General features: G+C 66.1%; 25 protein-coding genes, 1 tRNA gene and 2 riboswitches. Of the genes, 17 read left to right on the top strand and 9 right to left on the bottom strand.

From position 1 onward, the window contains the following. The 3 genes from F8O07_RS10095 to F8O07_RS10085 form a co-directional block, all read right to left on the bottom strand. Entirely contained in the window at positions 1-789 is a 789-nt protein-coding gene (locus F8O07_RS10095) for an ABC transporter ATP-binding protein (protein ID WP_158032063.1), read from the bottom strand. 172 nt (positions 790-961) lie between these two features. Beyond that, positions 962-1,756, bottom strand: a complete 795-nt coding sequence (locus F8O07_RS10090; protein ID WP_158032062.1) for a response regulator — start codon at positions 1,754-1,756, stop codon at positions 962-964. Continuing rightward, positions 1,753-3,087 (bottom strand): sensor histidine kinase, encoded by a 1,335-nt coding sequence (locus F8O07_RS10085; RefSeq protein ID WP_225733280.1) that lies wholly within the window; start codon positions 3,085-3,087, stop codon positions 1,753-1,755. The genes F8O07_RS10090 and F8O07_RS10085 overlap by 4 nt, the downstream gene beginning before the upstream one ends. 527 nt (positions 3,088-3,614) lie before the next feature. Here F8O07_RS10085 and F8O07_RS10080 point away from each other — a divergent pair. Beyond that, positions 3,615-3,688 (top strand) — tRNA-Met (locus F8O07_RS10080). A 298-nt stretch (positions 3,689-3,986) separates the two neighbouring features. Here the strand turns inward: F8O07_RS10080 and F8O07_RS10075 are convergent. Further along, the gene (locus tag F8O07_RS10075; protein ID WP_192496758.1) at positions 3,987-4,364 is read right to left on the bottom strand and encodes a hypothetical protein; all 378 of its coding nucleotides are present in this window, start codon (positions 4,362-4,364) and stop codon (positions 3,987-3,989) included. 293 nt (positions 4,365-4,657) lie between these two features. After that, positions 4,658-5,365, bottom strand: coding sequence for a TenA family protein (locus F8O07_RS10070; protein WP_158032060.1), 708 nt, complete (start codon positions 5,363-5,365; stop codon positions 4,658-4,660). Further along, a riboswitch (TPP riboswitch) is annotated at positions 5,362-5,473 on the bottom strand. (Overlaps the previous gene by 4 nt.) A 67-nt stretch (positions 5,474-5,540) precedes the next feature. Here F8O07_RS10070 and F8O07_RS10065 point away from each other — a divergent pair. Further along, entirely contained in the window at positions 5,541-5,993 is a 453-nt protein-coding gene (locus F8O07_RS10065) for a hypothetical protein (RefSeq protein WP_158032059.1), read from the top strand. Between the two features lie 205 nt (positions 5,994-6,198). Then, entirely contained in the window at positions 6,199-6,702 is a 504-nt protein-coding gene (locus F8O07_RS10060; RefSeq protein WP_158032058.1) for an FBP domain-containing protein, read from the top strand. A gap of 2 nt (positions 6,703-6,704) precedes the next feature. Here the strand turns inward: F8O07_RS10060 and F8O07_RS10055 are convergent, their stop codons facing one another. After that, on the bottom strand, positions 6,705-7,961 hold the full coding sequence (locus F8O07_RS10055; RefSeq protein ID WP_192496757.1) for a cation:proton antiporter: 1,257 nt from the start codon (positions 7,959-7,961) through the stop codon (positions 6,705-6,707). Between the two features lie 103 nt (positions 7,962-8,064). Between F8O07_RS10055 and F8O07_RS10050 the strand changes: the two genes are divergently transcribed. The 8 genes from F8O07_RS10050 (at position 8,065) to F8O07_RS10015 (ending at position 15,211) form a co-directional block, all read left to right on the top strand. Further along, entirely contained in the window at positions 8,065-8,373 is a 309-nt protein-coding gene (locus tag F8O07_RS10050; RefSeq protein WP_158032056.1) for a DUF4342 domain-containing protein, read from the top strand. A 125-nt stretch (positions 8,374-8,498) separates the two neighbouring features. Then, positions 8,499-8,639, top strand: a riboswitch (FMN riboswitch). Positions 8,640-8,742: 103 nt separating this feature from the next. Beyond that, positions 8,743-9,378 carry a riboflavin synthase gene (locus tag F8O07_RS10045; RefSeq protein WP_158032055.1) on the top strand — a complete coding sequence of 212 codons (636 nt, stop codon included), beginning with the start codon at positions 8,743-8,745 and terminating at the stop codon, positions 9,376-9,378. Further along, positions 9,375-10,142 carry a 3,4-dihydroxy-2-butanone-4-phosphate synthase gene (ribB, locus tag F8O07_RS10040; protein ID WP_158032054.1) on the top strand — a complete coding sequence of 256 codons (768 nt, stop codon included), beginning with the start codon at positions 9,375-9,377 and terminating at the stop codon, positions 10,140-10,142. Before F8O07_RS10045 ends, ribB begins: the two co-directional genes overlap by 4 nt. Further along, on the top strand, positions 10,139-10,654 hold the full coding sequence (gene ribH, locus F8O07_RS10035) for a 6,7-dimethyl-8-ribityllumazine synthase (protein ID WP_158032053.1): 516 nt from the start codon (positions 10,139-10,141) through the stop codon (positions 10,652-10,654). The genes ribB and ribH overlap by 4 nt, the downstream gene beginning before the upstream one ends. A gap of 113 nt (positions 10,655-10,767) precedes the next feature. Beyond that, the gene (locus F8O07_RS10030; RefSeq protein ID WP_158032052.1) at positions 10,768-12,069 is read left to right on the top strand and encodes a Mur ligase family protein; all 1,302 of its coding nucleotides are present in this window, start codon (positions 10,768-10,770) and stop codon (positions 12,067-12,069) included. Positions 12,070-12,074: 5 nt separating this feature from the next. Next, positions 12,075-13,079, top strand: coding sequence for a type 1 glutamine amidotransferase (locus F8O07_RS10025; protein ID WP_225733279.1), 1,005 nt, complete (start codon positions 12,075-12,077; stop codon positions 13,077-13,079). Between the two features lie 143 nt (positions 13,080-13,222). Further along, the gene (locus tag F8O07_RS10020; RefSeq protein ID WP_192496756.1) at positions 13,223-13,591 is read left to right on the top strand and encodes a DUF485 domain-containing protein; all 369 of its coding nucleotides are present in this window, start codon (positions 13,223-13,225) and stop codon (positions 13,589-13,591) included. 3 nt (positions 13,592-13,594) lie between these two features. Next, complete coding sequence (locus F8O07_RS10015) at positions 13,595-15,211, top strand: cation acetate symporter (RefSeq protein ID WP_158032051.1); 1,617 nt, start codon at positions 13,595-13,597, stop codon at positions 15,209-15,211. 146 nt (positions 15,212-15,357) lie between these two features. On the opposite strand, the gene pnuC is transcribed toward F8O07_RS10015, so the two are convergent. Beyond that, entirely contained in the window at positions 15,358-16,164 is an 807-nt protein-coding gene (gene pnuC / locus F8O07_RS10010; RefSeq protein ID WP_225733292.1) for a nicotinamide riboside transporter PnuC, read from the bottom strand. An 88-nt stretch (positions 16,165-16,252) separates the two neighbouring features. On the opposite strand from pnuC, the gene gluQRS reads away from it, so the two are divergent. From gluQRS to F8O07_RS09995, 3 genes are all read left to right on the top strand, one after another. Further along, entirely contained in the window at positions 16,253-17,212 is a 960-nt protein-coding gene (gluQRS, locus tag F8O07_RS10005) for a tRNA glutamyl-Q(34) synthetase GluQRS (RefSeq protein ID WP_158032049.1), read from the top strand. 55 nt (positions 17,213-17,267) lie between these two features. Next, complete coding sequence (locus F8O07_RS10000; RefSeq protein ID WP_225733278.1) at positions 17,268-18,698, top strand: dipeptidase; 1,431 nt, start codon at positions 17,268-17,270, stop codon at positions 18,696-18,698. A 114-nt stretch (positions 18,699-18,812) separates the two neighbouring features. Beyond that, complete coding sequence (locus F8O07_RS09995) at positions 18,813-19,676, top strand: carbon-nitrogen hydrolase family protein (protein WP_225732988.1); 864 nt, start codon at positions 18,813-18,815, stop codon at positions 19,674-19,676. Here the strand turns inward: F8O07_RS09995 and F8O07_RS09990 are convergent. Further along, positions 19,656-20,885 (bottom strand): aminotransferase class I/II-fold pyridoxal phosphate-dependent enzyme, encoded by a 1,230-nt coding sequence (locus tag F8O07_RS09990; RefSeq protein ID WP_158032048.1) that lies wholly within the window; start codon positions 20,883-20,885, stop codon positions 19,656-19,658. The genes F8O07_RS09995 and F8O07_RS09990 overlap by 21 nt on opposite strands. 105 nt (positions 20,886-20,990) lie before the next feature. On the opposite strand from F8O07_RS09990, the gene F8O07_RS09985 reads away from it, so the two are divergent. Further along, positions 20,991-22,604 (top strand): S1C family serine protease, encoded by a 1,614-nt coding sequence (locus F8O07_RS09985; RefSeq protein WP_158032047.1) that lies wholly within the window; start codon positions 20,991-20,993, stop codon positions 22,602-22,604. Positions 22,605-22,650: 46 nt separating this feature from the next. Beyond that, entirely contained in the window at positions 22,651-22,944 is a 294-nt protein-coding gene (locus F8O07_RS09980; protein WP_158032046.1) for a DUF3039 domain-containing protein, read from the top strand. Positions 22,945-23,003: 59 nt separating this feature from the next. Here F8O07_RS09980 and F8O07_RS09975 read toward each other — a convergent pair whose 3' ends face one another. Continuing rightward, a complete protein-coding gene (locus tag F8O07_RS09975; protein WP_158032045.1) occupies positions 23,004-24,335 on the bottom strand; it encodes a nicotinate phosphoribosyltransferase in 1,332 nt (443 codons plus the stop codon). A 95-nt stretch (positions 24,336-24,430) separates the two neighbouring features. Here F8O07_RS09975 and rdgB point away from each other — a divergent pair, with 95 nt between their 5' ends. Further along, positions 24,431-25,042: an RdgB/HAM1 family non-canonical purine NTP pyrophosphatase gene (rdgB, locus tag F8O07_RS09970; RefSeq protein ID WP_158032044.1), complete on the top strand. Its 612-nt coding sequence runs from the start codon at positions 24,431-24,433 to the stop codon at positions 25,040-25,042. The last annotated feature ends 8 nt before the right edge of the window (positions 25,043-25,050 follow it).

The following is a 25,050-nucleotide window of genomic DNA, read 5'->3' as shown; positions in this document are numbered from 1 at the left end:
TCACGCCCCCAGCCGGCTGAGCGCCTGCATGATCTGGTCGGTGTCGGCGCCGCGCAGGTCGTCGGCGATGCGCCCGTCGACGATCACCAGCACACGGTCTGCGTACGAAGCGGCGACCGGGTCGTGGGTCACCATGATGATGGTCTGACTCATCTCACGGGTGCTGCGGCGCAGCAGCGTGAGCACCTCGGCACCCGACGTCGAGTCGAGGTTGCCGGTCGGCTCGTCGGCGAAGATCACATCGGGGCGAGTGAGCAGGGCGCGGGCGATCGCCACGCGCTGCTGCTGACCGCCGCTGAGTTCGCTCGGGCGGTGCTTCAGCCGCTTCTGCAGACCGAGGCGGTGCACGACCTCGGCGAACCACTCCTGATCGACGCGCTGTCGGGCGAGACGAGCGGGCAACGTGATGTTCTGCTCGGTGGTCAGCGTGGGCACGAGGTTGAACGACTGAAAGACGAAGCCCACCTGGTCGCGGCGCAGTTGGGTGAGCTGGCGGTCGTGCAGGCCGGTCACCTCGGTGCCGCCGATCCATGCCTGTCCCGAGGTCGCGGTGTCGAGACCGGCGAGCACGTGCATCAGCGATGACTTGCCCGAGCCCGACGGGCCCATGATGGCGGTGAACTCGCCACGACCGAAACGCACGTCGACGTGGTCGATGGCGGTGACCTGGGTGTCGCCGCGGCCGTAGACCTTGAACAGGTCGACGGCGCGCACGGCGGTCTCGACGCTGTCTGCTGTGCGCGCTGAGATGGTGCGAACCGGGATGGTCGGGTCTGAATCCGGGGTCATGACGCTCCTCTGTGGTGTTCGGCCGAGCGAGCCTGCTGCGACCTGATACCCACAGCATCGTCGAGCACATCGGCGTGCGCGTCATGCCGAAGGAGGATTCTCGAGAGCTCATCCTGCAGGAGGAGATTCCCTGCTCGGGGTGTGCCTGTCTGCGCTCAGCAGATCGTCGCCATCAGCCGAACTCAGGCGCGGGCGCCGCGATGCCCGCGTGGAAGGCCTGTACGACGGCCTGCACGCGATCCCGCGCATCGAGCTTCATCAGCACGTGGCCCACGTGCGTCTTCACCGTGGTCTCGGACAGATGCAGTCGGGCGGCGATCTCGGCGTTCGACAGCGCTTCGCTCATCAGCACCAGAACCTCGCGTTCTCGTGGTGTGAGCGTCGCGATCGCGGCGCGGGCGGATGCGGTGCTCGGGAGGTCTGCGGGCGCGGGGGAGCGGGGCGGGCGGGCTCCGGCATCCGCCGCTGCTCTGGTCTGCAGCATCGGCACGACGTGCGCCAGCAGGCGACGCGTCATCGACGGCGAGATCACGGCATCGCCGCGGCACACGGTGCGAATGGCTGCAAGCAGCTCTTCGGGGCGGGCGTCTTTGAGCAGAAAGCCGCTGGCTCCCGCCTCGATCGCCCGCAGCACGTATTCGTCGAGGTCGAAGGTGGTGAGCACGATCACCCGCGTCTCGGGGTGGTCGGCGAGCACTCGGGCCGTCGCAGCGATGCCGTCCATGATCGGCATGCGCACGTCCATCAGCACGACGTCGGCGGGGTGCGCTCGCAGCTTTTCGACGGCATCCCGCCCGTTGTCTGCCTGCACGGTGACCGTGAGATCTGGCTGGGAGTCGACCAGCATGCCCAGCCCGCCGCGCACGAGCGCCTGGTCGTCGACGATCGCGACGTCGATGTGCGAAGCGTCGTTTCGCGACGTTTCTGCCGGGCCGGTCTGTGCGCGATCGAAGGCGGGCGTGGTCATGAGGCTCCGTTCTCGTAGGGCAGCGTCGCGTGCACGCTGAAGCCGCCGCCGGCGCGCGGGCCCGCCTGCACACTTCCGTCATAGAGGGCGAGGCGTTCGCGCATGCCGCGCAGGCCGTTGCCTGCTCCGTCGTCGCTGCTCAGGGCGCCACGACCGTCGTCGTCGATCTGCAGCTGCAGCATCTGTTCGCCCCAGCGCAGAGTCACGGTCGCCTGCGGTTCGGGGCCCGCGTGCTTAAGGATGTTGGTGAGGGCCTCCTGCACCACCCGGTAGGCCACGAGCTGGGCACCGGCGGTGAGACGGGCGGCGCGGGTGGCGTCGCCGCTGACGGTGAGCTTCGCGCGGGTTCCTGACAGCTGCACGGTGTCGACGAGGTCGGGGATGTCGGCGATGGTGGGCATCGGCCGTGTCTCGGCGCCGGAGTCGTCGTGCAGCACTCCCAAGAGGCGTCGCATCTCGTGCAGCGACGAACGGCCGGTCTCGGCGATGGTCTCGAGGGTGCGCCGGGCGACCTCGGGGTCGTTCTGCGACGCGTAGCGGGCGCCGTCGGCCTGGGTGATCATCACCGAGAGTGAGTGAGCGACGACGTCGTGCATCTCGCGGGCGATGCGGGCGCGTTCGTCTGCTGCGGCGAGGTCGCGTTCCTGCTGCTGCTGAATCTCGAGACGTTCGGCGTGCTCGCGCAGTTCACGCTGCTGACTGATGCGGTTGCGGGTGATCGCACCGAGCAGCCAGGCCGCGGTGACCGATGCGGCGATGAAGCCGAAGAAGATGGTGACGGCCAGGACGATCTGGAACAGCGGCTGTGCAGGTTCCTGAATCCCCTCTGCGGAGTCGGTCGATGTCAGCACCGGCATCGCGCGGTACCGCACGATGAGGGCGGCGGCACCGGCGATCGCCAGCCAGAACCCGCTGATCGAAGCCCATCGTGGGGCGTAGGCGGCCAGCGCATAGACCATCATGAGCACGAGTGCGTCGGCGGGCACCACCTGCACGCCGAGTGCGACCTGCACCACGCAGACTGAGGCCATCGCGATCGCAGCCGGCACGGTACGGGTGCGCCGCCAGATCAGCGGCAGCGTGACGAGCACTGAGATGAGAAAGCCTGTCCAGGTGTCGTTCTGCCAGTTCGTGTGGTCGAAGGTGCTGCCAATGCCCACCAGGGCGAAGGGCAGAACCAGAATCGCAGAGAGTGCGGCGACCAACAGTGTGTCGACCAGCTGCACATGGCTCGCGAACCAGTGCAGCACGCGACCGACCATTCCTCGGCGCGGGCGATGGGTGAACGCCGTCGTCGCTGTCAGCGGTGCTGCTATGGGTGCTGCTGCCATCGGTAGTGCTGCGCGTGCTGCTGCTGGTGTGCTTGCTGACGGTGCGCCTGCTGGGGCTGTCCGTGCTGTCGCCTCTGAAGTCACTGCTGAAGCATCCTCGGCGGGCACTGGAATCCGGACGGCCGGAGTCGGCTCGGATTCAGAGTTCGAGGTCGTCGGTCTGCTCACATCCTCAACTGTAGGGTGCGGCTCCATGCACCGGGTCATCCCACAGGAGGAGGTTTCGCTCAGCGCCGCCGCCGCCCGCCCTCGCCACCCCGCCTCTGCCACTCTTCCAGTCTCCGCCCTGGCGCTGCCTCGTCTTCCGCTGCCGGTCTTCCACGGCAAACCCAGCCATCCCCGCATCCAGACATGGGAAATGCACGCCTGAGACATCGATCCATGCCAAGTTCCATGTCTGGATGCCACAGGCCGACATTTGCCATGTCTCGATGCGGAAAGAAAAGGGGAAAGAGGTGGACGAGTCAGCCCCGAACCGGCGCAGGGTGGACGCAGACGCACATTGGTGCTACTGTTATCTCTTGTGCCGCGGGGTGGAGCAGTTCGGTAGCTCGCCGGGCTCATAACCCGGAGGTCGTTGGTTCAAATCCAGCCCCCGCAACAGATGCGCCGACGCGGTGCGCAGAAGGTCGGAAACCCAATTGGGTTTCCGACCTTCTGCATTTCTCGGCCGGGGCCCGACCTGCCAACACTCACAAGGTCTGGCCGGCCAGCGCTCACCGGCTGGTACTCACCAGTCTGTGTCGCATGTGCCAGAGCCCACCAGACTGCAGATCACCGCAGCTCGTACGACTGATCGAAGAAGTCGAGCTGCAGTATGCAGCCCAGGCTCTGCCGCTGAAAAACTCACCGGTCATGGCCCGTATAAAGGCATCAGAGTCATGGCTATGGGATGCCGCTCACGGGCGCAGGGTGACCTCAGCGGCAGCCGGTCCGCCGCAACGCTCGTTCCCGCCGGTCAGTCGCCAGTCTGGCGAGACCAGCCTCTCCTCGAGCACAGATCCATCGCTGCCGATGAGCTGGACAAGCAGGGGTTCCTCGGGATAACTCAGTGTCGCAGTCCAGACGGCTACCTCGTCTGAGGATTTCTCGGCGCTGACGATGTTCGGATCGACGTCGAGTGTTGCGTCATCCGGGCAATTGCCTCCACCGCAGACCCGCACCTTCTGCACTGCCCCGGCTTCGTCCTCGACATGAACGGTCAGTGTTTGCATATATCCGACGGCCGAGCATGCGGTGCCGCATCCAGTGAGGCTGAGCGACGCACAGACGGTCACGCCCAAAGTCGAGATCCATGCACCCGGACGTCGAAAGACCATGCTCTGAGTCTATGCTGACAGCACTCACCTCCGAGTTCTGACTCCCGAGGACGATGAGGTTAACCCGTCCCCTGAGATTCGACATTGCGGCAAACTCAGGATCTCAAAGAGTGCGAGACAGGGCCGCAGAACGATTACATACGCTGATTCGCCCCAGAAGCTCGCTCCGTTCTGACTCAGCGGGAGTACTCGCTCACCGGCTGGTACTCACCAGCCCTTGTCGTATGCGCCAGAGTCCACCAGTCGGCAGGTCACCGCAGCTCGTACGACTGATCGAAGAAGTCGAGCTCGAGCTGCACCGTGCGTCCGAAGAATTCCCGAGCCTCGGAGGCATGGGCCGGGCCGACACGATCGAGTTCGCTGCGCAGAAACTCGACCAGCTGTCTGAACGGCGGGTTGTCGTGCAGCGTGATCCACTCTGCATGCACGAAGCTTGCGGGTGCCTGCTCGGGTGCCCGCATCGCCCAGCTTAGATACGACCACTCCGACACCATCAGCACCGAGAGAATGATGGTGTAGTTCCGGGTGTCCGCGGCATCGCGAAAGACCCGTTTGAATCCGGCAGTGGCCGCAGTGTCAGGAATCTTCGCGTGGTCGGCCTCGCTCACCCCGAACTTTGCGAAGCAGCGCAGAAAGTACGTGCTCTCGTCGCCCGCCACGTCGCCGGCGAACGCGGCGAGCCGCAGCCGCGCATCCAACGTGTCGGCGCTGGCCACAGCCGCCCCGATCAGAGCCAGAAAGCCGTCGAGAAAGCGGTGATCCTGAATCAGATACCGGCACATCACCGAGTCGTCGATCGAACCGTCGAACAGCTCCGAGACGAAGCGGTGCCCGACGACCGCCTGCCAGTTGGCCGCGTTGTCGTCGCGCAGCGAGTCGGTGAAGCGTTCTCCGGCGGATGCTCCGCTCGCGCGGGCAGCAGACGTCTCGTTGTGATCGTGCGTGGTGGTTGCGTGCATGAATGACTCCCATTCTTCCTTCGCCGGCATGACCCGGACAGGTTCGACGGTCGCAGGCGTCAGCAGCCCGATCTCAGCCCCGTGACCGGGGCACCCGTGTGGTACTGAAGAGCGTAGCAGCAGGCGCAGGGCGGCTCGATTACGCTGGCAGCACGTCCCGAGAGAAAGACCGCACATGGCAGACACAGACCACACCGACGGGTTCAGCGCGAGCGAGCGCGCGGCGATGCGCCAGCGCGCCGAAGAGCTGCGCTCGATCAGCGGCGTCAAAGGCGCGGCGAAGCGGGCGCGCGAATACGAGGCGTGCCTCGCGGCGATCGACGCGCTCGACGGCCTCGACGCGGTGATCGCGCAGCGTCTGCACGTGATCGTGGCCGACGAGGCTCCGCATCTCGAGGCCAAGACCTGGTACGGGTTCCCGTCGTACGCCAGTGACGGCAAAGTCATCGTGTTCCTGCAGCCGTCGTCCAAGTTCGACACTCGGTATGCGACGCTCGGCTTCAGCGAAGACGCGCAGCTCGACGACGGTGCGATCTGGCCGACCTCGTTCGCCCTCGCGGCCTGGAACGATGCGGTGGAAACTCAGGTGCGTGAGCTGGTGCGTCGCGCCGCGGGAGCATCTGAGTAGACTGTCCGCGTGAACTACCGAGAGCTGTATGCACAGCGCGAGGAGGTCGTCGGCGAAGCACTCGCCGACGACGATTAGCGCGAATGCTCCCACCGTGCCTGACATCCGGCCAGGCGCGGCGGTCGAGCGACCCTGATCACTCACTCACCATTTCTCCCGGCGAAGCGGCGTCTCTGCGATGCCGCGCGCCGTGAAAGGCATACTCATGCAGACTCTCACCGAATCCTTCATCCGCTCTTCGTTCGTCAACGCCTCACGGCGAGAGACGAAAGAGCTCACATTTCGCGACGACTTCGCCGCACTCACGGACGAAGACTGGCAGCAGCTCGACTATCTGGGCTGGCGCGACCCGAAGTATGCGCGACGCGCCTATGTCGTGCTGCCACGACTCGACGGCGACCCGGTCGGCGTGCTGCTGACGCGTGCCGCGGCTGCCCCTCGCACACCGACCATGTGCCATTGGTGTCGTGACGTGCGGCTGCCGAACCCGGTCATGCTCTGGAGCGCGAAGCGCGCCGGGGCCGCGGGGCGCCGTGGCGACACCGTCGGCACCTTGATCTGCGACGACTTTCAGTGCTCGCACAACGTGCGCAACGACCCGCCGGCGTTCTACAAGGGATACGACGTGCTCGCCGCGCGTCAGCAGCGCATCGACGACCTGCGCACACGGGTCGCCGGCTTCGCCGAGTCTCTGCTCGGCGCCGCCTGAGTTTAGCCCAGCGTGGTGACGAACGGAGTGTCTCCCGGGTCTTCATCTCGGGAGGCACTCGCCGCGTCGCCGCGCTGACCGCCTGCGCTCGTCTGCCCCTGGGCCTTGTGCAGCGTGGCGCCGACGACGGGTCCGATGATCACGGAGAGCAGGCCGCCGCCGATCAGTGCGGCTGCCAGACCGCTGCCGATGATCTGCTGCGAGACGGCCAGTGTGGATGCTGCGACGATAATCGGCAGTGCGGTGCCGGTGTACGCAGCCAGTGCAAACCGTGACCGGGCCGAGGAGTCTCGTGCCGCGGTGAGCATTCCGGGCAGGCCGCGCACGACGAACAGCGCGAGCGCCGAACTCACGGTGATGAGCAGAAGAATCGGTGATGCGAACAGCGCCTGCAGATCGAAGCCGAGGCCGGCGTTGATGAAGAAGATTGGCACGAGCAGCCCGAAGCCGATGCCCTGCAGTTTCGATTCGACGAATGCGGCATCCTCGTGCGGGGCGTCCGAGAGCAGCACGCGCAGCACCATGCCCGCAGTGAACGCGCCCAGCAGGGTGTCGATGCCCAACAGCAGATCGAGGGCTATCAGGACGCCCATGATCATGATCACGAGGCGCAGCGCGAACTGGCTGCTGGTGTGCTGAGTCTCGCGGATGAACCGGTGCAGTCGGGCATGCGGAATGCGATTCGCCAGCCACAGCAGAAACACGGCGATCACGGCGAAGACGACGAGCACGAGCAGGGACGTGCTCAGCGTGCGCCCCGAGAGCAGCAGCGACATCATGATCAGCGGCAGAAACTCTCCGACCGCACCGTTGGCCACGACCGACGTCGCGAAGGGTGACCCCAGATCTCCGGCGTCCTTCAGAATGGGCAGCAGCATGCCCACGGCGGTCGACGACAGCGCGATCGCGACGACCGGGGCGACGGAGGCTCCGGCCGCCACCGAGCCGAGGGCGAAGAGCACGGCGAAAGAGATCACCCAGGCACCTGCCGCTCGTCGCAGCGGTCGGCCGGTGATCGCGCGCACGTCGATCTCGGTGCCGGCGAGCAGAAAGAGAAAGGCGCCGCCGAGCTCGGAGAGCACCGAGATCATCTCGTTCGGCTGAATGAGCCCGAGCACCGCAGGCCCGGCGATCACGCCCAGCACGATCTCGATCGCGGGCAGCGGCACCGGCGCGATCCGTCCGATGAAGCGGGTGATGAGCGTCGCGACGACGGCAAGAATGGGGAGCAGAGCGATGCTGAGCGTGAGATGCTGCACGACTCTCAGTCTATGCACAGCAGGCGAGAGGGCTGTGGCGAGCATCCATCTGCCTTGCCTGACACAATGAAAGCAGTACGACTTTCGCAACGAGAGGAACCTCATGACCCGTTTCGAAGAGTTCAAAGTCACCGGCGGGCAGCTGCTCGATCAGGTGAAGCAGCTGCTGCACGAGGGCAACGTGCGTTCGATCGCTGTGAAGAGCAAAGAGGGCCGTGTCATCGTGCAGTTCCCGCTGACGCTCGGCGTCGTCGGCGTCGCGCTCGCCCCAGTGCTCGCGGCGGTCGGCGCCGTCGCGGCTCTGGTCACGGAGTGCACCATCGTGGTCGAGCGCGACGAGAGCGCGCCCCCGCGCACCATCAAAGTCGATCCAGTCGATGATGCGGATGCGAAAGAAGATTCCGTTTCGTAGCGTTCGGGTCGTCTGCGATGAGGCGTATGGACACTCGGAGCCGTGCGTCGGCGGTGCGCTCCTCAGAGAGATCTGCGGGCGGTGTTGTCTGGCCTGCGCCCGCGGCGCATAATGGTGTCAGCAACAAGTGCTCACGGGGTCGGTGAAATTCCGAGCCGGCGGTGACAGTCCGCGACCCGTTCCTACTCGTCGAAGTGATGAGGCAGACGGTTGAGCCGGTGAAATTCCGGTGCCGACAGTGAGAGTCTGGATGGGAGTAAGCACTTGCGGCCTGCGACGTCTCACGTCGTCATCCGCAGCACCCCAAACGGGGCTCGATGACGAACGACGAAGTCGCACCGCATGCTCCCGTGGGCCGGGAAGGAACACATGTTCACCGGTCTCATCGAGGCGCGAGGAGTTCTCTTCGCGCTGCAGCCACACGACCGCTCAGTCGACGTCACTCTCGCAGATGTGCCGTTCGCTGCCACGCTCCGACGTGGTGACTCCGTCGCGGTCAACGGCGTCTGCCTGACCGTGCTCGAACACGACGACGCGTCGTTCACTGCAGACGTGATGGCCGAGACGCTGCAGCGCACCACCTTGGGCGGGATCGTTCCCGGTACCGGCTTGAACCTCGAGCGCGCTCTGCAGGCCAACGCTCGCTTGGGCGGGCATATCGTGCAGGGGCATATCGATGCCGTCGCCGAGGTGCTCGCGACCGACACGGTCGGCGAGCAGCTCGTGCTGCGCCTGTCGCTCACCCCTGACGTCGCCGACTTGGTCGTCTTCAAGGGGTCGATCGCCGTCAACGGCGTCTCTCTCACCGTGAGCGCCCGCAGCGACGACTGGTTCGAAGTGTCGCTCATTCCGCAGACCCAGAGCGACACCGATCTCGGCTCGCTGAGCGCGGGAGACCGCGTGAACATCGAGACCGATGTGCTCGCGCGCCACGTGCAGCAGCTGCTGCAGGCCCAAGGAGTGCTGCAGACACCCGTGCACGATGCCCAGGAGGTCGCACGATGACCGTCACATCTCAGACCGGCGCTCCAATCGCCACCAGCGCCATCGATCTGGATCGCATCGCGGTGACTCTGCGTTCCGCCGTCGAGGCGCTGCGCAGGGGGCTCCCCGTGCTCGTCGCCGATGACGAAGGGCGTGAGAACGAAGGCGACGCCATCATCTCGGCGGCCATGGCGACGCCGGAATGGATCGGCTGGATGATTCGGCACACCTCGGGCTACCTGTGCGCACCGATGACCGAAGAACTCGCAGATCGCCTTGACCTGCCGCCGATGGTCGCGCACAATCAAGACCCCAAGCGCACCGCCTACACGGTGACCGTCGACGCCGCCGAGGGTGTCACGACCGGAATCTCGGCGACTGACCGGTGCCGCACGCTCAACGTGCTGGCCAATCCGGCGTCCACGGCCGACTCGGTGCTGCGCCCCGGCCACATCGTGCCGCTGCGCGCTCGCGACGGCGGCGTGTTGGTGCGTGGCGGGCACACCGAGTCGGGTGTCGACCTGATGCACCTGGCGGGGCTGCCAGCCGTGGCGGCCATCGGCGAGATGGTGCACGACGACGGCGAGATGATGCGCTTTCCCGACTTGGTGCTCATCGGTGCGGAGTACGGGCTGCCGGTGCTCACGGTGGCCCAGATCGCGGCTTGGCGCCGCGCGCATCCAGAGAACGCCCCGATGAGCGGGCTGGCGACACCCGGAGCCACGCCCTCGATCGCAGATCAGCAGAACATGATTCAGCACGAACGAGAGCAGGTACAGGCATGAGTCGAGCAGGAGCCCCCAAGCAGCGCATCTCCGAAGCGGTCGCAGACGATATGGAAGGTGGTCGGAGCCGGGCATCGCACGACGTGCGCGTCACAGTCGTCGCAGCCAGCTGGCACGAGCAGGTCATGAGCGGTCTGATCGCCGGGGCCGAGCGCACGCTCAGTGAGGCGGGCGTGCGGTGGCGCACGGTGCGAGTGCCGGGCAGCTTCGAACTGCCGCTGGCAGCGCAGGCGGCCTTCGACGACGGTGCGGATGCCGTGGTGGCGCTGGGCGTGGTGATCCGCGGCGGCACGCCGCACTTTGACTTCGTCTGCGAAGCCGCCACCGACGGGCTGACGCGAGTCGCCCTCGACAAGGGGCGTCCGGTCGGGTTCGGGCTGCTCACCTGCGATGACGAGCAGCAGGCGATCGATCGTGCCGGCGGGCCCGGCGCGTCCGAAGACAAAGGAGCGGAGGCTGCCGCAGCGGCTCTCGATCTGCAGCGGCAGCTCGGCGTGCTGCGACACGGGTGACCTGCCTGACGTTTCATGCGATCTGTGCGGTTCGTACGAAACGACGCGGAGTAATCGGGAAACCGGGGAAGTCGCCGAGGCGATGTCGGCGGCTCCGCCTACAATGAAGAACCATGAGCAATCCCGTCGTCGTCGCAATCGGTCGCCTGACTCAGGCGGTCGCTCGCCTGCGCGGAGGCGGCTCGGCGCTGCCGGGATATGTGGTCGAGAGACTCGCACCGCATTTCATGGATCAGACCTTGGGACAGCTGCCGCAAGGGGTGGTCTTGGTCAGTGGCACGAACGGCAAGACCACCACGACGAAGATGATCGTCGAGCTGCTGGCGGCGCAGGGGCTTCGCGTCTTCAGCAACAAATCCGGGTCGAACTTCACCCGCGGAGTGGTCGCCAGTCTGATCAGCGAGGTCGACTGGCGAGGCGAACTCGCCGCAGACATCGCTGTGCTCGAGCTCGACGAGGCTCATGCGCTGCACTTCATCGACAAAGTGAGACCACGGGTCTCGGTGCTGCTCAACGTGATGCGCGACCAGCTCGACCGCTTCGGTGAGATCGACACCACGGCGCAGCTGCTGACGAAGGTCGCGCAGGCCACGACTGAGACGGTCGTGCTGAACCGTGATGATCCCCGAGTACGGGCCATCGCCGATCAGGTCGCCCCTGAGACGCAGGTGCGCTACTTCGGCTATGCACATCAGCTTGCCGAGCTCTTTCCCGACGACGACAGCCTGCATGAGTCTCGTGACGCGCACACCGGCTCGGCTCTGGCCGTTCCCACAGCACCTGCCGATGTGCAGCTCACCGAGGTGAAAGGGCAGCAGGCCGTCTATACCATCGACGATGAGCGGTACACGGTCGATCTGCAGCTGTCTGGTGTGCACAACGCGCTGAACGCCGCGGCGGCGCTCGCCGGTGCCCGCGCTGCTGCGACCGAGGCGCATCCGCTGCGCACCCCGGGGCTGATCGCCGCCCTCGGGCAGGTCCAAGCCGCTTTCGGCCGAGGCGAGACGTTCGACGTCGGGGGCAGACCGGTTCGGTTCTCCCTGGTCAAGAACCCGTCCGGCTTCCGCTCCTCGCTGCGGTCGCTCGGCGGCCCTGATGAGGCCGTCATGATCGCGATCAACGACGACTACGCCGACGGGCGAGACATGAGCTGGCTCTGGGATGTCGACTTCAGCGCTCTGCGCGAGCGCGGGGTCAGCATGGTCAGCGGCGTGCGGGCATGGGATATGGCCCTGCGCCTGCAGTACGATCTGGTCGCAGCCGATCGCGTCGAGCCGGCCCTGAGCGCCGCTCTCGACGGTTTTCTGACCGACTCGAGCGGGCACCCGGCACGTATCTTCTGCACCTACACAGCTATGCTGCAGCTGCGTCGCGAGATGGCGCGATACACCACGGTGACTCGGATCGGAGAATGACGAGCATGAAACAGCCGTCCAAGAACCAGACATCGAAGAGCGGCGACGTCGCGAACGAGGCACGAACGACCGAGCTGCTGATCTATCGCGAAGAGATCGCACTGCTGTGGTCGCCGAGCGCGGCCGCTTCTGCGACGTCAGATCAGGCAGAGGCAGAATCGGCGGCAACCGACGTCGAGTCCGCTGAGGCGCCGAAGTCGTCGTCTGCCGAAGTGGTCGTGCACCGGCCTGTCGACACCTCGTTCATGGACGAACCGGTGACCTCAGTGACGCCGGGGTCAGACATCGGGCGACCGGTCGACATCCTGCAGCTCTACCCAGACGAGATGAACATCTACGGTGACTGGGGCAACACCCTGACGCTGGTGCGACGGCTGGAGTGGATGGGATTCGTCCCGCGCGTGCACGATCTGCACGTCGGCGGGCCACTCCCGCGTCGAGCTGACATCGTGATCGGCGGCGGTGGGCAGGATTCCGGTCAGGCCAAGGTCTATCGAGATCTGCTCGACCGCCAGCAGTGGGTGCAGGCGATGGTCGACATCGGCACCCCCATGCTGCTCGTCTGCGGCATGTACCAGCTCTTCGGCCGAAGCTTCGACACCATCGGCGGTCAGCAGCTGCAGGGCATCGGCGTGCTCGACGTTCGTACCAAAGGCGAGAGTCAGCGGCTGGTCGGCAACGTCGTGGTCGAGAGCGAGCAGTTCGGCACGATCATCGGGTTCGAGAACCACAGCGGGCAAACGTTTCTCGGTGACGGCGTGCAGCCGCTCGGCACCGTGCACAGCGGTCACGGCGCAGGCAACAACGGGCAGGACGGCACTGAGGGCGCTCGAGTCGCCAACGTGGTGGGCACCTATCTGCATGGCTCAGTGCTGCCCAAGAATCCACGCCTGGCCGACTACCTGATCGGAGCGGCGCTTGCGAACCGCTATGGGATGATGCGGGTGCCCGAGGTCGACGACCCCTACGTCGAACAGGCTCGCGCGGTCGCTCTGACACGCCCTCGCTGACTGCTCTGAGGCAGCAGTGCGCCGTGTGACACGGCGTGTCTCTCCTCACGGAACCACGTGTATACGATGCGCGTATACGATTCGCCACCCCTGATCGCTCTCGGTACATTGAGGGAAAATGACCGCCGAGGCAAGGAGGCCCCGTGGCGAACAAAGAGTTTGTCGACACACGACGAGGTGAGATCGACTACATCGCAGTTCAGGCATCGCCTGAGTTCATCAGTCTGAAGAAGAAGCACCGTCGCTTCGTTCTGCCCGTGCTGCTGGTGGCGTTGATCTGGTACTTCGGGTTCGTGATCGTTGCCATCACTCAGCCCAAGCTGATGGCCACGCCCGTGTTCGGGCACGTCAATTTGGGCATCATACTGGGGCTGGCACAGTTCGTGACCACGTTCGCGATCACCATGTGGTACGTCTCATTCGCCAACCGCAAGCTTGACCCAGACTCGGAGCACCTGCGTGCAGAGCTGACCGCCGCGGAGCAGACCGTCACCGCAGGCAAGGGGGAGTAGAACATGACCGATGTGCTGATTCAGAGCAATGCGGTGACCGAGAACAACCCGATTCTCAACATCATCATCTTCATGCTGTTCGTCGGCGTCACGATGTTCATCGTGATTCGCGTGAGCCGCAGAGGCAACAAGTCGGCTGACGACTTCTACGCCGGAGGCCGTGGATTCAGCGGCACTCAGAACGGTACGGCCATCGCCGGCGACTACCTGTCGGCGGCCTCGTTCCTGGGCATCACGGGTGCGATCGCCGTGAGCGGCTACGACGGGTTCCTGTATTCGATCGGGTTCCTGGTGGCGTGGCTGGTCGCGCTGCTGCTCGTCGCCGAGCTGATGCGCAACACCGGCAAGTTCACGATGGCCGATGTGCTGTCGTTCCGCCTGAAGCAGCGTCCCGTGCGCATGGCTGCGGCGATCAGCACGCTGGCGGTGACGTTCTTCTATCTGCTGGCGCAGATGGCTGGAGCGGGTGGTCTGGTGTCACTGCTGCTCGGCATCAGCGACAAACTCGGGCAGTCGATCGTCATCACCATCGTCGGCGTGCTGATGATCGTCTATGTGCTGATCGGCGGCATGAAGGGCACCACTTGGGTGCAGATCATCAAGGCGATCCTGCTGATCGCAGGTGCCGGCGCGATGACGATCTGGGTGTTGGCGCTCAACGGCTTCAGCCTCGACCTGCTGCTGGGTCGTGCCGTCGAGGCGGCGAACGGCAACGAAGCCATTCTCGCGCCCGGTCTGAAGTACAAAAACCCGGCCGACTTCATCTCTCTGGGCGCCGCGCTGGTGCTGGGCACCGCTGGTCTGCCACACGTGCTGATGCGCTTTTACACGGTTCCCACCGCCAAAGAGGCCCGAAAATCCGTGGTCTGGGCGATCTGGCTGATCGGCCTGTTCTACGTCTTCACCCTGGTTCTCGGCTACGGTGCCGGCTACCTGATCGGCCCTGACACCATCAAGGCTGCGCCCGGCGGTGTCAACTCCGCAGCTCCGCTGCTCGCCATGCAGCTCGGCGGGCCTCTGCTGATGGGCTTCATCTCGGCGGTGGCGTTCGCGACGATCCTGGCGGTGGTGGCCGGCCTGGCGATCACTGCGGCGGCCTCGTTCGCGCACGACATCTACTCCAACGTGCTCAAGAAGGGGCAGCACGTCCCGCCCGAGACAGAAGTCAAGATCGGTCGCAACACAGTCGTGGTGATTGGTGTGCTCGCAATCTTGGGCGGCATCGGCGCACAGGGGCAGAACGTGGCGTTCCTCGTCGCGCTCGCCTTCGCCGTGGCGGCCAGCGCCAACCTGCCGACGATCGTGTTCTCGCTCTTCTGGAAGGGCTTCACCACCCGAGGCGCGGTCTGGAGCATGTACGGCGGTCTCATCGTCACGCTGCTGCTGATCATCTTCTCTCCGGTGATGAGCGGAACGTCCACGTCGATGCTGGGAGACGGCGTGAACTTCGCCTGGTTCCCGCTTGAGAACCCAGGCATCATCTCGATCCCAGCGGGCTTCTTCCTCGGCTGGCTCGGATCCGTCATCCCGGCCAAAGAGAAAGAAGATCCCAAGCTCGAGGCCGAGATGGACGTGCGATCCCTCACCGGCTTCGGTGCTGAGGGCGCGGTCGAACACTGATCGCAGACGCGTGATCGCATGATCGCGTGAGACAGCAGGGGCGCAGCAGCCGTGCAAGACGGGTGTTGCGCCCCTGCTGCGTGCCTGCCGGGTTCGGTGAGTGCAGGCGAGAGCCGGTTCTCGACCCTTTCGGCCGTTCGCATGACTCAGTGGGAGAGGCGACGGCGTCGATCGACCCGACGCCAGACGAAGAATCCCGTCAGGGTGAATACTCCATAGAAGATGTACATCACTGCGGTCGCATAGTATCCGGCGCTCAGCAGCAGGGGCACCCCGACGACGTCGACCGCCACCCAGATCAGCCAGAACTCGACCCAGCGGCGAGCCATCCCGTAGGTCGCCAGCAGAGACCCGACGAACGTCCAGGCATCGGCCCACACCGGCTCATACGACCCAAGCAGCCGGAACAGCGGAGTCAGTGCGATCGTGCCCACCACCATCAGGGTCACCAAGACGGCGCGCTGACGTGCGGTGGCCCATACCGGCGACACCCCGGCCTCGCCGTGGGGCTTTGTGCTGTGCTCGGCGTCGGCTCCTGTCGGCGTGCCAACGCGCAGTCGGTCGGTCGACACTGCCTGTCCGACCAGACTCGCCGCCTCCGCAGCGCTGGTCCCGCTGGGCCGGGTCTCCGCATTCACCGAGGCCGGTCTGCGCTGGCGTGAGCTCTGATGCCACTGCCGCCAGCCCCAGATCGAGACGGCGATGAACATGATCTGCCGTCCGGCCTGCCCCAGCAGGGTCGCTGCCTCACCATGCGACAGAATCGCGCCCAGAAAGACCGAGAAGAGCAGAGCATTGCCGATGATGCCCACCGGCCATGCCCACACTCTGCGACGCATGCCTCCGAGGGCGCTGGCCAGACCGAACACGTTGCCCACGACCTCGCGCAGCACCAGGGGTTTGAGGTCGCCCAGTGGAATCGTCGCGTTGTAGAGCCAAGAGATGCTGTCGATGAGAGACACTGTCGCCTTTCCGAGCCGAATGCCGAGCGCCATGCTACACCGGGCGGCTCGCGGCAGATCGACTGCTACCGTGAGTTCCATGTTCGCTCATTCCGCTGGCTGTGGCCGCTATGCGCCGAGTCCCAGCGGAGACCTGCACATCGGCAACCTGCGCACCGCCGTGCTCGCGTGGCTCTTCGCGCGCTCGACCGGCCGCCGTTTCATGCTGCGCGTCGAAGACCTCGACCGTCAGCGCTCGCGTGACCCTCAGCCGCAGATCGACGATCTCGGCCGCCTCGGCCTGGACTGGGACGGGCCGATCTCAGTGCAGTCCGAACACCTCGATCGGTTCGATGCGGCGCTCGACGACCTGCGGCGGCGCGGGCTGGTCTACGAGTGCTTCTGCACCCGTCGTGAGATCGCCGACGCCGTGCGGGCACCGCATGGCATCCCCGGTCAGTACCCGGGAACCTGCCGAGAGCTCAGTGAGGCCGAACGCATCCGTCGGTGTCGAGACCGGCCGCCTGCGCTGCGTCTGCGTGCCGACACCGATGTCGCGAGCGTGCACGACCTGCTGCACGGTGACGTCACCGGAGCGGTCGACGATTTCGTGCTGCGTCGCGCCGACGGAGCCTACGCCTACAATTTCGCGGTGGTCGTCGACGATGGATGGTCGGGTGTCGACCAAGTGGTGCGCGGCGACGACCTGCTGTCCTCGGCACCGAGACAGGCGATGCTGGCGAGGATGCTGGGGCAGCGCCCGCCCGAATACGCGCATGTGCCGCTGGTCGTCAATGCCGCAGGGCAGCGACTGGCCAAGCGGGACGGCGCGGTCACCCTCCGTCGGCTGGAGGCGGCCGGTCACACGAGCGGTGAGGTACTCCGCTGGATCGCAGTCTCTCTTGGCACGGCGGTCGATGTCGGCGAGAGGGAAGCCGCGATCAGACGAGAGTCCCCAGACCAGAAGCCCGCGGCTCTGCTGCGACGCATGCTCGAGACTTTCGACCCGGTCGCACTGCCTCTGCAGCCGTGGACGTTCGTCAGCCCCGACGCAGCGTGACCGCGTGGCAAGATGGAGGCGCAAGCACCGCATCCGTCTGCGAACAGGAGAGCACGTGTCAGAACAGAGCCATGAGCCCATCGACCTCGAGGCGGCCCTCGGTCTGCCACAGACGACGATCAGCGCGCTGATCGTCGCGGTTCGAGCCCAGCAGCCACGGGCGCTCGCCGAGCTCGGCGAGCTGGTGGCCTTTCCCTCGGTCGCCGACCCGGCGCAGTTCGACTGGCAGCACTCACGTGATGCGGCACAGTGGCTGCTCGCCCGGCTGCGCGAGGCGGGCATCGACGACGCACACACCGTCGACACCGTCGACGGCAGCCAGACCGTCGTCGGGCACGCCCCAGCACCGGCCGGAGCGCCGACGGTGCTGCTCTACGGACACTACGATGTGCAGCCGCCGCTTGACGAGGGGCTGTGGCAGACACCGCCCTTCGTACTCACCGAACGCGACGACGGACGACTCTACGGGCGTGGCGCGGCCGACTGCAAAGGCAACCTGGTTGCACATCTGGCCGTGCTCCGTGCGCTGCGAGAGCAGTTCGCTGGGCTGCCCATCGGTGTGCGGGTGATCTTCGAGGGCTCGGAGGAACAAGGCGGCAGCGGACTCGCCGACTACCTGAACCAGCACCCCGAAGACTTCGCCGCAGACGTGATGATCATCCTCGATTCGGGCAACGCAGCAACCGGTGAGCCGACGCTGACGGTGTCGCTGCGCGGAGTCGCCGACCTCACAGTGAGCGTCGACACCTTCCCGGTCGCTCTGCATTCCGGGCAGTTCGGCGGTGCTGCGCCAGATGCGCTGCAGGCGCTGATACGCATGCTCGACTCACTGCGAGACGAGCACGGAGACCTCACCGTCGAAGGCATCGACGCGACACAGCACTGGAACGGCGTCGCCTACCCCGAACAGCGATTTCGCGCAGACGCCGGGCTCGAGCCCGGTGTCGACGTGATCGGCTCGGGCAGTGTCGCCGACCAGCTCTGGGCCCGCCCGACAGTGACGGTGCTCGGTGTCGATGCGCCCTCGGTCGTCGGCTCGACGGCCGCGGTGCAGGGTCACGCGGCTGCCCGTCTGAACCTGCGCGTGCCGCCGGGCATGTCGGCGTCAGCGGCGCAGGACGCACTGGCCGCGCACCTCTACGCGGTCGCGCCGTGGGGTGTGCAGGTGAACGTGACCTCAGGCGGAACAGGCGAGGGCTTCGCGGCAGACACGACGACGCCCGCCTATGGCATGCTCGGAGCCGCGCTCAGCCGAGCCTTCGAGCGCGACGTGGTCTTCGCCGGCAGCGGCGGTGCGATCCCGCTGACCAACGAGCTCAGCGAACGCTTTCCCGAGGCCGAGATCGCGCTGTTCGGCGTCGAGGATCCGGCGGCCGCGATTCATGCACCGAACGAGAGCGTCGCCCCCAGCGAGATCGAAGGGGTGTCGATCGCCGAGGCGCTCTTTCTCGCAGGTCTCGCGTCGCGACCTGTCGCCGCCGCCTGAGCCGTCGCTCGTCGCCTGCGGGTAGTAGCCCGGTCACGGGTCTGCGCGCGCTCGTCCCGCTGCCCGATAGACTGAGCCGGTGCGCGCCTGCAGCAGGCGTGGGGAAGGATCGCTGTGGCCACTCCGGAGGACTCACTCTGGCTGAACAACACCGTCACGATCGCCGCCGGGCAGTTCGGCCCGACGACCGACAAACAGGAGAACCTGCGGCAGATCACGATGTATGTGCAGGAGGCCGCCGACCGTGACGCCTCACTGATCGTCTTTCCCGAGTACGCCTCGTACTTCAACGGGCGTCTGGGAGCAGACTACGTCGCCAACGCAGAATCGCTCGACGGACCCTTTGTCACGACTCTGGGGCGCCTTGCTCGCGAACATCGAATGCACATCGTGGCGGGACTCGTCGCCGAGAGCGAGGTCGCCGACAAGTTCTCGAACACCGTCGTGGCCGTCGGCCCAGACGGAGACATCGAGTGTTCGTACAGCAAGGTGCACCTGTTCGACGCGTTCGGGCACAGAGAGTCCGACTGGGTGGTGCGCGGTTCGCTGGAGGGCAGCGCTCCGGTGTTCGAAGTCGACGGCGTCTCAGTGGGGCTGCAGACCTGTTATGACCTGCGGTTCCCGGAGCTGACTCGACGCATCGTCGATGCCGGCGTCGAACTGGTGGCGATTCCCTCGCAGTGGGTGGGCGGCCCGCTGAAAGAGCATCACTGGAACACGCTGGTGCAGGCCCGTGCCATCGAGAACACCGTCTATGTGCTGGCAGCAGGGCAGTCGATCCCACACGGCATCGGTCGCTCGCTGATCGTCGATCCCATGGGCGTCGTGCTTTCGGCCACCGGCGCGGAGAGCGCCTTTCTCAGCACCGAGATCAGTCTGGAGCGCATCGCCCAGGTGCGTGCGAACAATCCCGCACTGCAGATGCGCCGCCTCGACGTCGTCGTTCCAGACGACGGCTCAGCCGCGCAGTCGCTCTAGGCGCTCGGCGGCATCCTGCAGCACGGCATCCCGCTTGCTGAATGCGAACCGCAGATACGGGCGGTACAGCTCCGCATTCTCGGGCGCTGCGAAGGCAGTGAGCGGAATTGCGACGACCCCGCAGCGTTCGGGCATGACACGCGCCAGTTCGGTCGCATCGTCGAATCCCAAGGGGCTCCCGTCGGCGACGCAGAAGTACGAAGCGGCGGCGGGGCTGCTGTCGAACCCAGCTGCGACGAGCCCGCCATGCAGGATGTCGCGGCCGTGCTGCAGCCCGCATCGTATCTGCTCGTAGTCGCTGTCGGGCAGCCGCAGGCCGGTCGCGACAGCAGGCTGGAACGGTGCGCCGGTGGTGAACGTCAGGAACTGTTTCACCGTCTGCACCGCTTGGCGCAGATGAGCAGGAGCGGTCAGCCAGCCGATCTTCCACCCAGTCACTGAGAACGTCTTGCCAGCAGAGGAGACCGTGATCGAACGGTCGGAGGCTCCTGGAATCTGCGCGATGCTGGTGTGCCGGGCATCGTCGAAGACCAGGTGTTCGTAGACCTCGTCGGTGACGATCAAAGCGTCGAAGCGCTCGGCCAGCTCGACGATGCGGGTCAGCGCGGCACGACCGATCACGGTGCCGGTCGGGTTGTGGGGGTTGTTCAACAGGATGACGCGGGTGCGTTCGGAGAACGCCTGCTCGAGTCGGTCGAGGTCGAGATCGAATGTGGGCGGCGTCAGGGGCACGCGCACTTGACGCGCGCCGGCCATGGCGATGAGAGCGGTGTATGCGTCGTAGCAGGGCTCGAGCGTGATGACCTCGTCACCGGGGCCGGTCAGTGCGAGCAGCGTCGCTGCCAGCGCCTCGGTGGCGCCTGTGGTGATCAGCACCTCGCTGTCGGGGTCGACGTCGAGACCGTAGAAGCGTTGTTGATGCTCGGCGACGGCGAGACGAAGGTCGGCGAGGCCTGGGCCCGGCGCGTACTGGTTCACGCCGTCGGCGATCGCCTGCCGGGCCACGTCGAGCACGATCTGCGGGCCAGAAGCATCGGGGAAGCCCTGACCGAGGTTGACGGAGCCGGTCTCGATTGCGAGATTGGTCATCTCTGCGAAGACCGTCGGAGCCGGTTGGCCTTTGTCATTCAGCAGACCGACCGCTGCCGCAACGTGTCGCCAGGGCTGTGTGCGCTCCTCGTGCGGGGCGCAATCCTCGTGTGAAGTCATGGCCATAACTCTAGACTCGGTCGCAACAGGATTTTGCTCAGCTTTGACACAGGCGCTTCATAACATGCAGGTGCACGGTGGGTATGTACGAGAGGAACGATTCTTATGACTCCGGAAGATCAGGACGCTCGGTCGCCTCAGGCCGAGCCCGCACGCCAAGAGGCCGCAGCGTCGCAGCAGGTTCCCCCTCGCCAGCCGTTCCACGAGCAGCCGACCACTCCGCTGCCCCCGGTCTATGCTGCGCCGCCGACTTCTGCACCGGTCTTCGCACCGGGGCAGTCGGACTCTGCCGGCGCACCGGCGCAGCCGACGGCTCAGACGCCGCAATACCCAGAGCAGCAGACGCAGCGGTTTCCGACCGAAGCGTACCCGACCCAGCCGCTGAACGATCCGAGCGCGTCTGCCGGTGGCGGCTTCGGCGGCGGAGACGGTCTCAGCGGCGGCTCTGCCGACGGTACAGGCGACCAACCCGGCACCGCGAAGCGCAGCGGCGGTTCGATCGCCAAAGTGGTCGGCATCGCGGCGCTCGTCTCGGCGCTGGTCGGCGGCGGCGCAGGTGCCGCCATCGGCTGGCAGGTCTCGAATCATGGTGAGCCTTCGGTGAGCGCCAGCTCGGGCAGCTCGAACGTCACGATCAACAACCCGCAGAGTGTGACACAGATCACCGCCGCGGCTGCGAAGGCGAGCCCCTCGGTGGTCACGATCTCGGCCACCACCGGCAGCGAGTCCGGCACCGGCTCGGGGGTCGTGCTCGACAACTCCGGCCACATCGTGACGAACACGCACGTGGTCACCCTCGACGGCGCGTCGTCGAAGGCGCAGCTCAGCGTCACACTGAGCGACGGCAGCATCTACGAGGCGTCAGTCGTGGGGCTCGATCCGACCACTGACCTCGCCGTCATCCAGATCAAGAACCCGCCGGCACTGACCCCGATCACCATCGCCGACTCGGCCAAGCTCAACGTCGGCGACACGGCGGTGGCCATCGGCGCCCCGCAGGGGCTGCAGAACACCGTCACCAGCGGCATCGTCTCGGCGCTCAATCGTGCGATCTCGCTGAGCTCGTCGGCCGCTCAGGACGGAAACGAGGGCGAAGACGGCAGCACCGATCAGGGAAACGGCTTCGACTTCTGGAACAACTTCGGCTCAGGCGGCGGCAGTCAGCAACAGCAGCCTCGCTCGCAGAGCGGCAGCTCGTCGGCGGCAGACAACTCGATCTATCTGTCCGTGATCCAGACCGATGCGGCGATCAACCCCGGCAACTCGGGCGGGCCGCTGGTGAACGATGCCGGCGAGCTGATCGGGCTCAACGTGGCGATCGCCACCGCCACGAGTTCGTCCGGGCAGTCGAGCTCGTCAGGCAGCATCGGCCTGGGGTTCGCGATTCCGGCCAACGTCGTCAAGCGTGTGACCGGCGAGCTCATGGCGAGCGGCAAGGCAGAGCACGGGCAGCTGGGCGCGACGGTCAGCAGCGCCACGGCCCAGGACGGCGCCACCGGCGCTCTGATCAAGGATGTGACCAGTGGAGGGCCTGCAGATCAGGCCGGTCTGCGTGCGGGCGACATCATCACCAAGGTCGACGACGTGCGCATCACAAGTTCGTCGCACCTCATCGGCACTGTGCGTCAGAACGGTCCCGGCACTAAGATCACGGTTGAGTACGTGCGCAACGGCCAGACGCAGAGCACCGAGATCACCCTTGAGGCTTCGGCGCAATGACGAAGTCCGGCCGAGGCGAGCACGGCTCGGACGGAAGGAACCGATCATGACGTCGATCACGGATCACTCTGCAGACGACGATCCGCTGCGCGAGCTCGAGCGTGAGTTCGACTCGGGCAGCGTCGCCGTGCTCGAGCGTGAGATGCAGGAGCTCGAAGAAGACGGCGACCACGATCGCTTCGCACACTATGTGCAGAAAGAGAAGATCATGGAGTCGGCCGTCAACGGCACTCCGGTGCGTGCGCTGTGCGGCAAGATCTGGACGCCCGGGCGCGACCCGAGCAAGTTTCCGGTCTGCCCTGAGTGCAAAGAGATCTACGAGCGCATGCGCGACGAGTGACCGCTGACCTCTGTCGCGTCAGCGGTCGCTCGTAGAGCCCGGCTGCTCGAAAAGGCTGGCTACTCGAAAAGGCTGGGGATGGCCGGGTCGCCCTTCGAGAGACGGCGACCGTTGGCCGGCAGCTCCTGCAGCACCTCTTGGTGGTGTTCGCGCGCAGCGCGTGTGCCGTTCACCCCGACGTACGCCTGATTGGCCTCGCCCTTCGTGATCAGCGGCACCAGCAGCGAACGGTCGTTCGCGTCGCGGGCCGCAGACTTCTCGACCGCGATGATCTCGGCTGTTGCGCGCCCTCGCGCGTTGATCCGACGTGCGGCATCCTTGCGCCCGCCTTGGTGCGCCTTGCCGGCACTGGTCTTCTGCACCGGTGTCCAGGAGCCGTCGGCGTTCTGTCGGCTGGTCAGTTTGTAGACCATGCCTGCCGTGGGATGCCCTGAACCGGTCAGCACCGACGTGCCCACGCCGTAGCTGTCGACCGGACACGCCTGCAGCGCGGCGAGCGCGTATTCGTCAAGATCGTTCGTGACGGTGATCTTCGTCTCGGTGGCGCCGAGGCTGTCGAGCTGCTGACGAACCGCGGCGACCGTGCTGGAGAGGTCTCCGGAGTCGATGCGCACCCCGCCGAGCTTCGGCCCGGCGACGCGCACCGCGGTCTCGACACCCTGTGTGATGTCGTAGGTGTCGACGAGCAGCGTCGTATCGACGCCCATCGCTTCGATCTGCGCACGGAACGCCGCCTCCTCGCTGTCGTGCAGCAGCGTCCAGGCGTGGGCAGCGGTGCCCATCGTGGGGATGCCCCAGCGGCGTCCCGCCTCGAGGTTGGAGCTGGCCGCGAAACCGGCGATGTAGGCGGCACGAGTGCCAGCGACGGCCGCGATCTCGTTCATGCGTCGCGAGCCCATCTCAGCGAGTGGGCGCCCGTGGGCTGCGGTGAACATGCGGCTGGCGGCGCTCGCGACGGCGGAGTCGTAGTTGTATACGCTCAGCGCCAGAGTCTCGAGCACGACGCCGTGAGCGAAGTCGGTCTCGAAGGTCAGCAGGGGAGAGTGGTTGAAGTAGAGCTCGCCCTCGCGATAGCCGAAGGCGTTGCCGTCGAAACGGTAGTCGGCCAGCCAGTCGACGGTATCGGGGCGCACCACTTTGCCGTCGCGCAGAAAGCGCAGCTGTTCGTCGGTGAAGCGGAAGTCACGCACCGCTTCGAGCAGGCGACCGGTGCCGGCGACCACGCCGTATCGTCGCCCGTTCGGCAGGCGGCGCGCGAAGAGCTCGAACAGACTCGGGACGTCTGCGGTGCCGTCGTGCAGGGCTGCGTCGAGCATGGTGAGCTCGTAACGGTCGGTGAGCAGAGCGGTCGATGCCGCCGTGGTGATGGAAGACACGTTCGTGGTGCGCATGAAGTCACTCTACACGCAAGTGCACCTGTTCAGACATGTATTTTGGAGAGCGTTCTCGTCGTGCCAGGACATCGGCCCGTGAGACAATTGGCCGCATGGGCCAGTCATTGATTCTCGCCAGTCACAACGCGCACAAGCTCACAGAGTTTCGCCGCATCGTCGCTCAGGCACTGCCTGGCGCCGAAGTCGAGTCGTACGAGGGGCCTGAACCCGTCGAGAGCGGGGTCACCTTCGAAGAGAACGCGCTGATCAAAGCCCGGGCCGCCGCCCGTCACGACGGGAGACCCACGTTCGCCGACGACAGCGGCATCGCCGTCGACGTGCTGGGCGGGTCACCCGGCATTTTCTCCGCGCGCTGGGGAGGAGCACAGGCCGGCGACGAGTTCAACCGTCGACTCCTGCTGCAGCAGCTCGCCGACGTTCCCGACGAGCATCGTGCAGCCGAGTTCGTCTGCGCCATCGCGCTGGTGATTCCCTCAGAGGCAGGGCTGCCCCAGCGGGAGCACACCGTCATCGGGCGCTGGCTGGGCAGTCTGCTGCGTGACGAGCGCGGCGACGGCGGCTTCGGCTACGATCCGATCTTCCTGCCGCGCGGCGAGCACCGCTCGTCGGCAGAGCTCAGCGCCGACGAGAAGAACTCGCTCTCGCATCGCGCCCGCGCCTTTCGGGCGCTGGTGCCGATTCTGCGTGACGAGTTCGGAGCCTGAACCCGAAG

Origin of the sequence: Pseudoclavibacter sp. CFCC 13796 (assembly GCF_008831185.1) — a bacterium.
Classification (GTDB): Bacteria; Actinomycetota; Actinomycetes; order Actinomycetales; family Microbacteriaceae; genus Pseudoclavibacter_A.
Note: the sequence above shows the minus strand (reverse complement) of the source record. Positions and strands in the feature narration are given on the sequence as shown.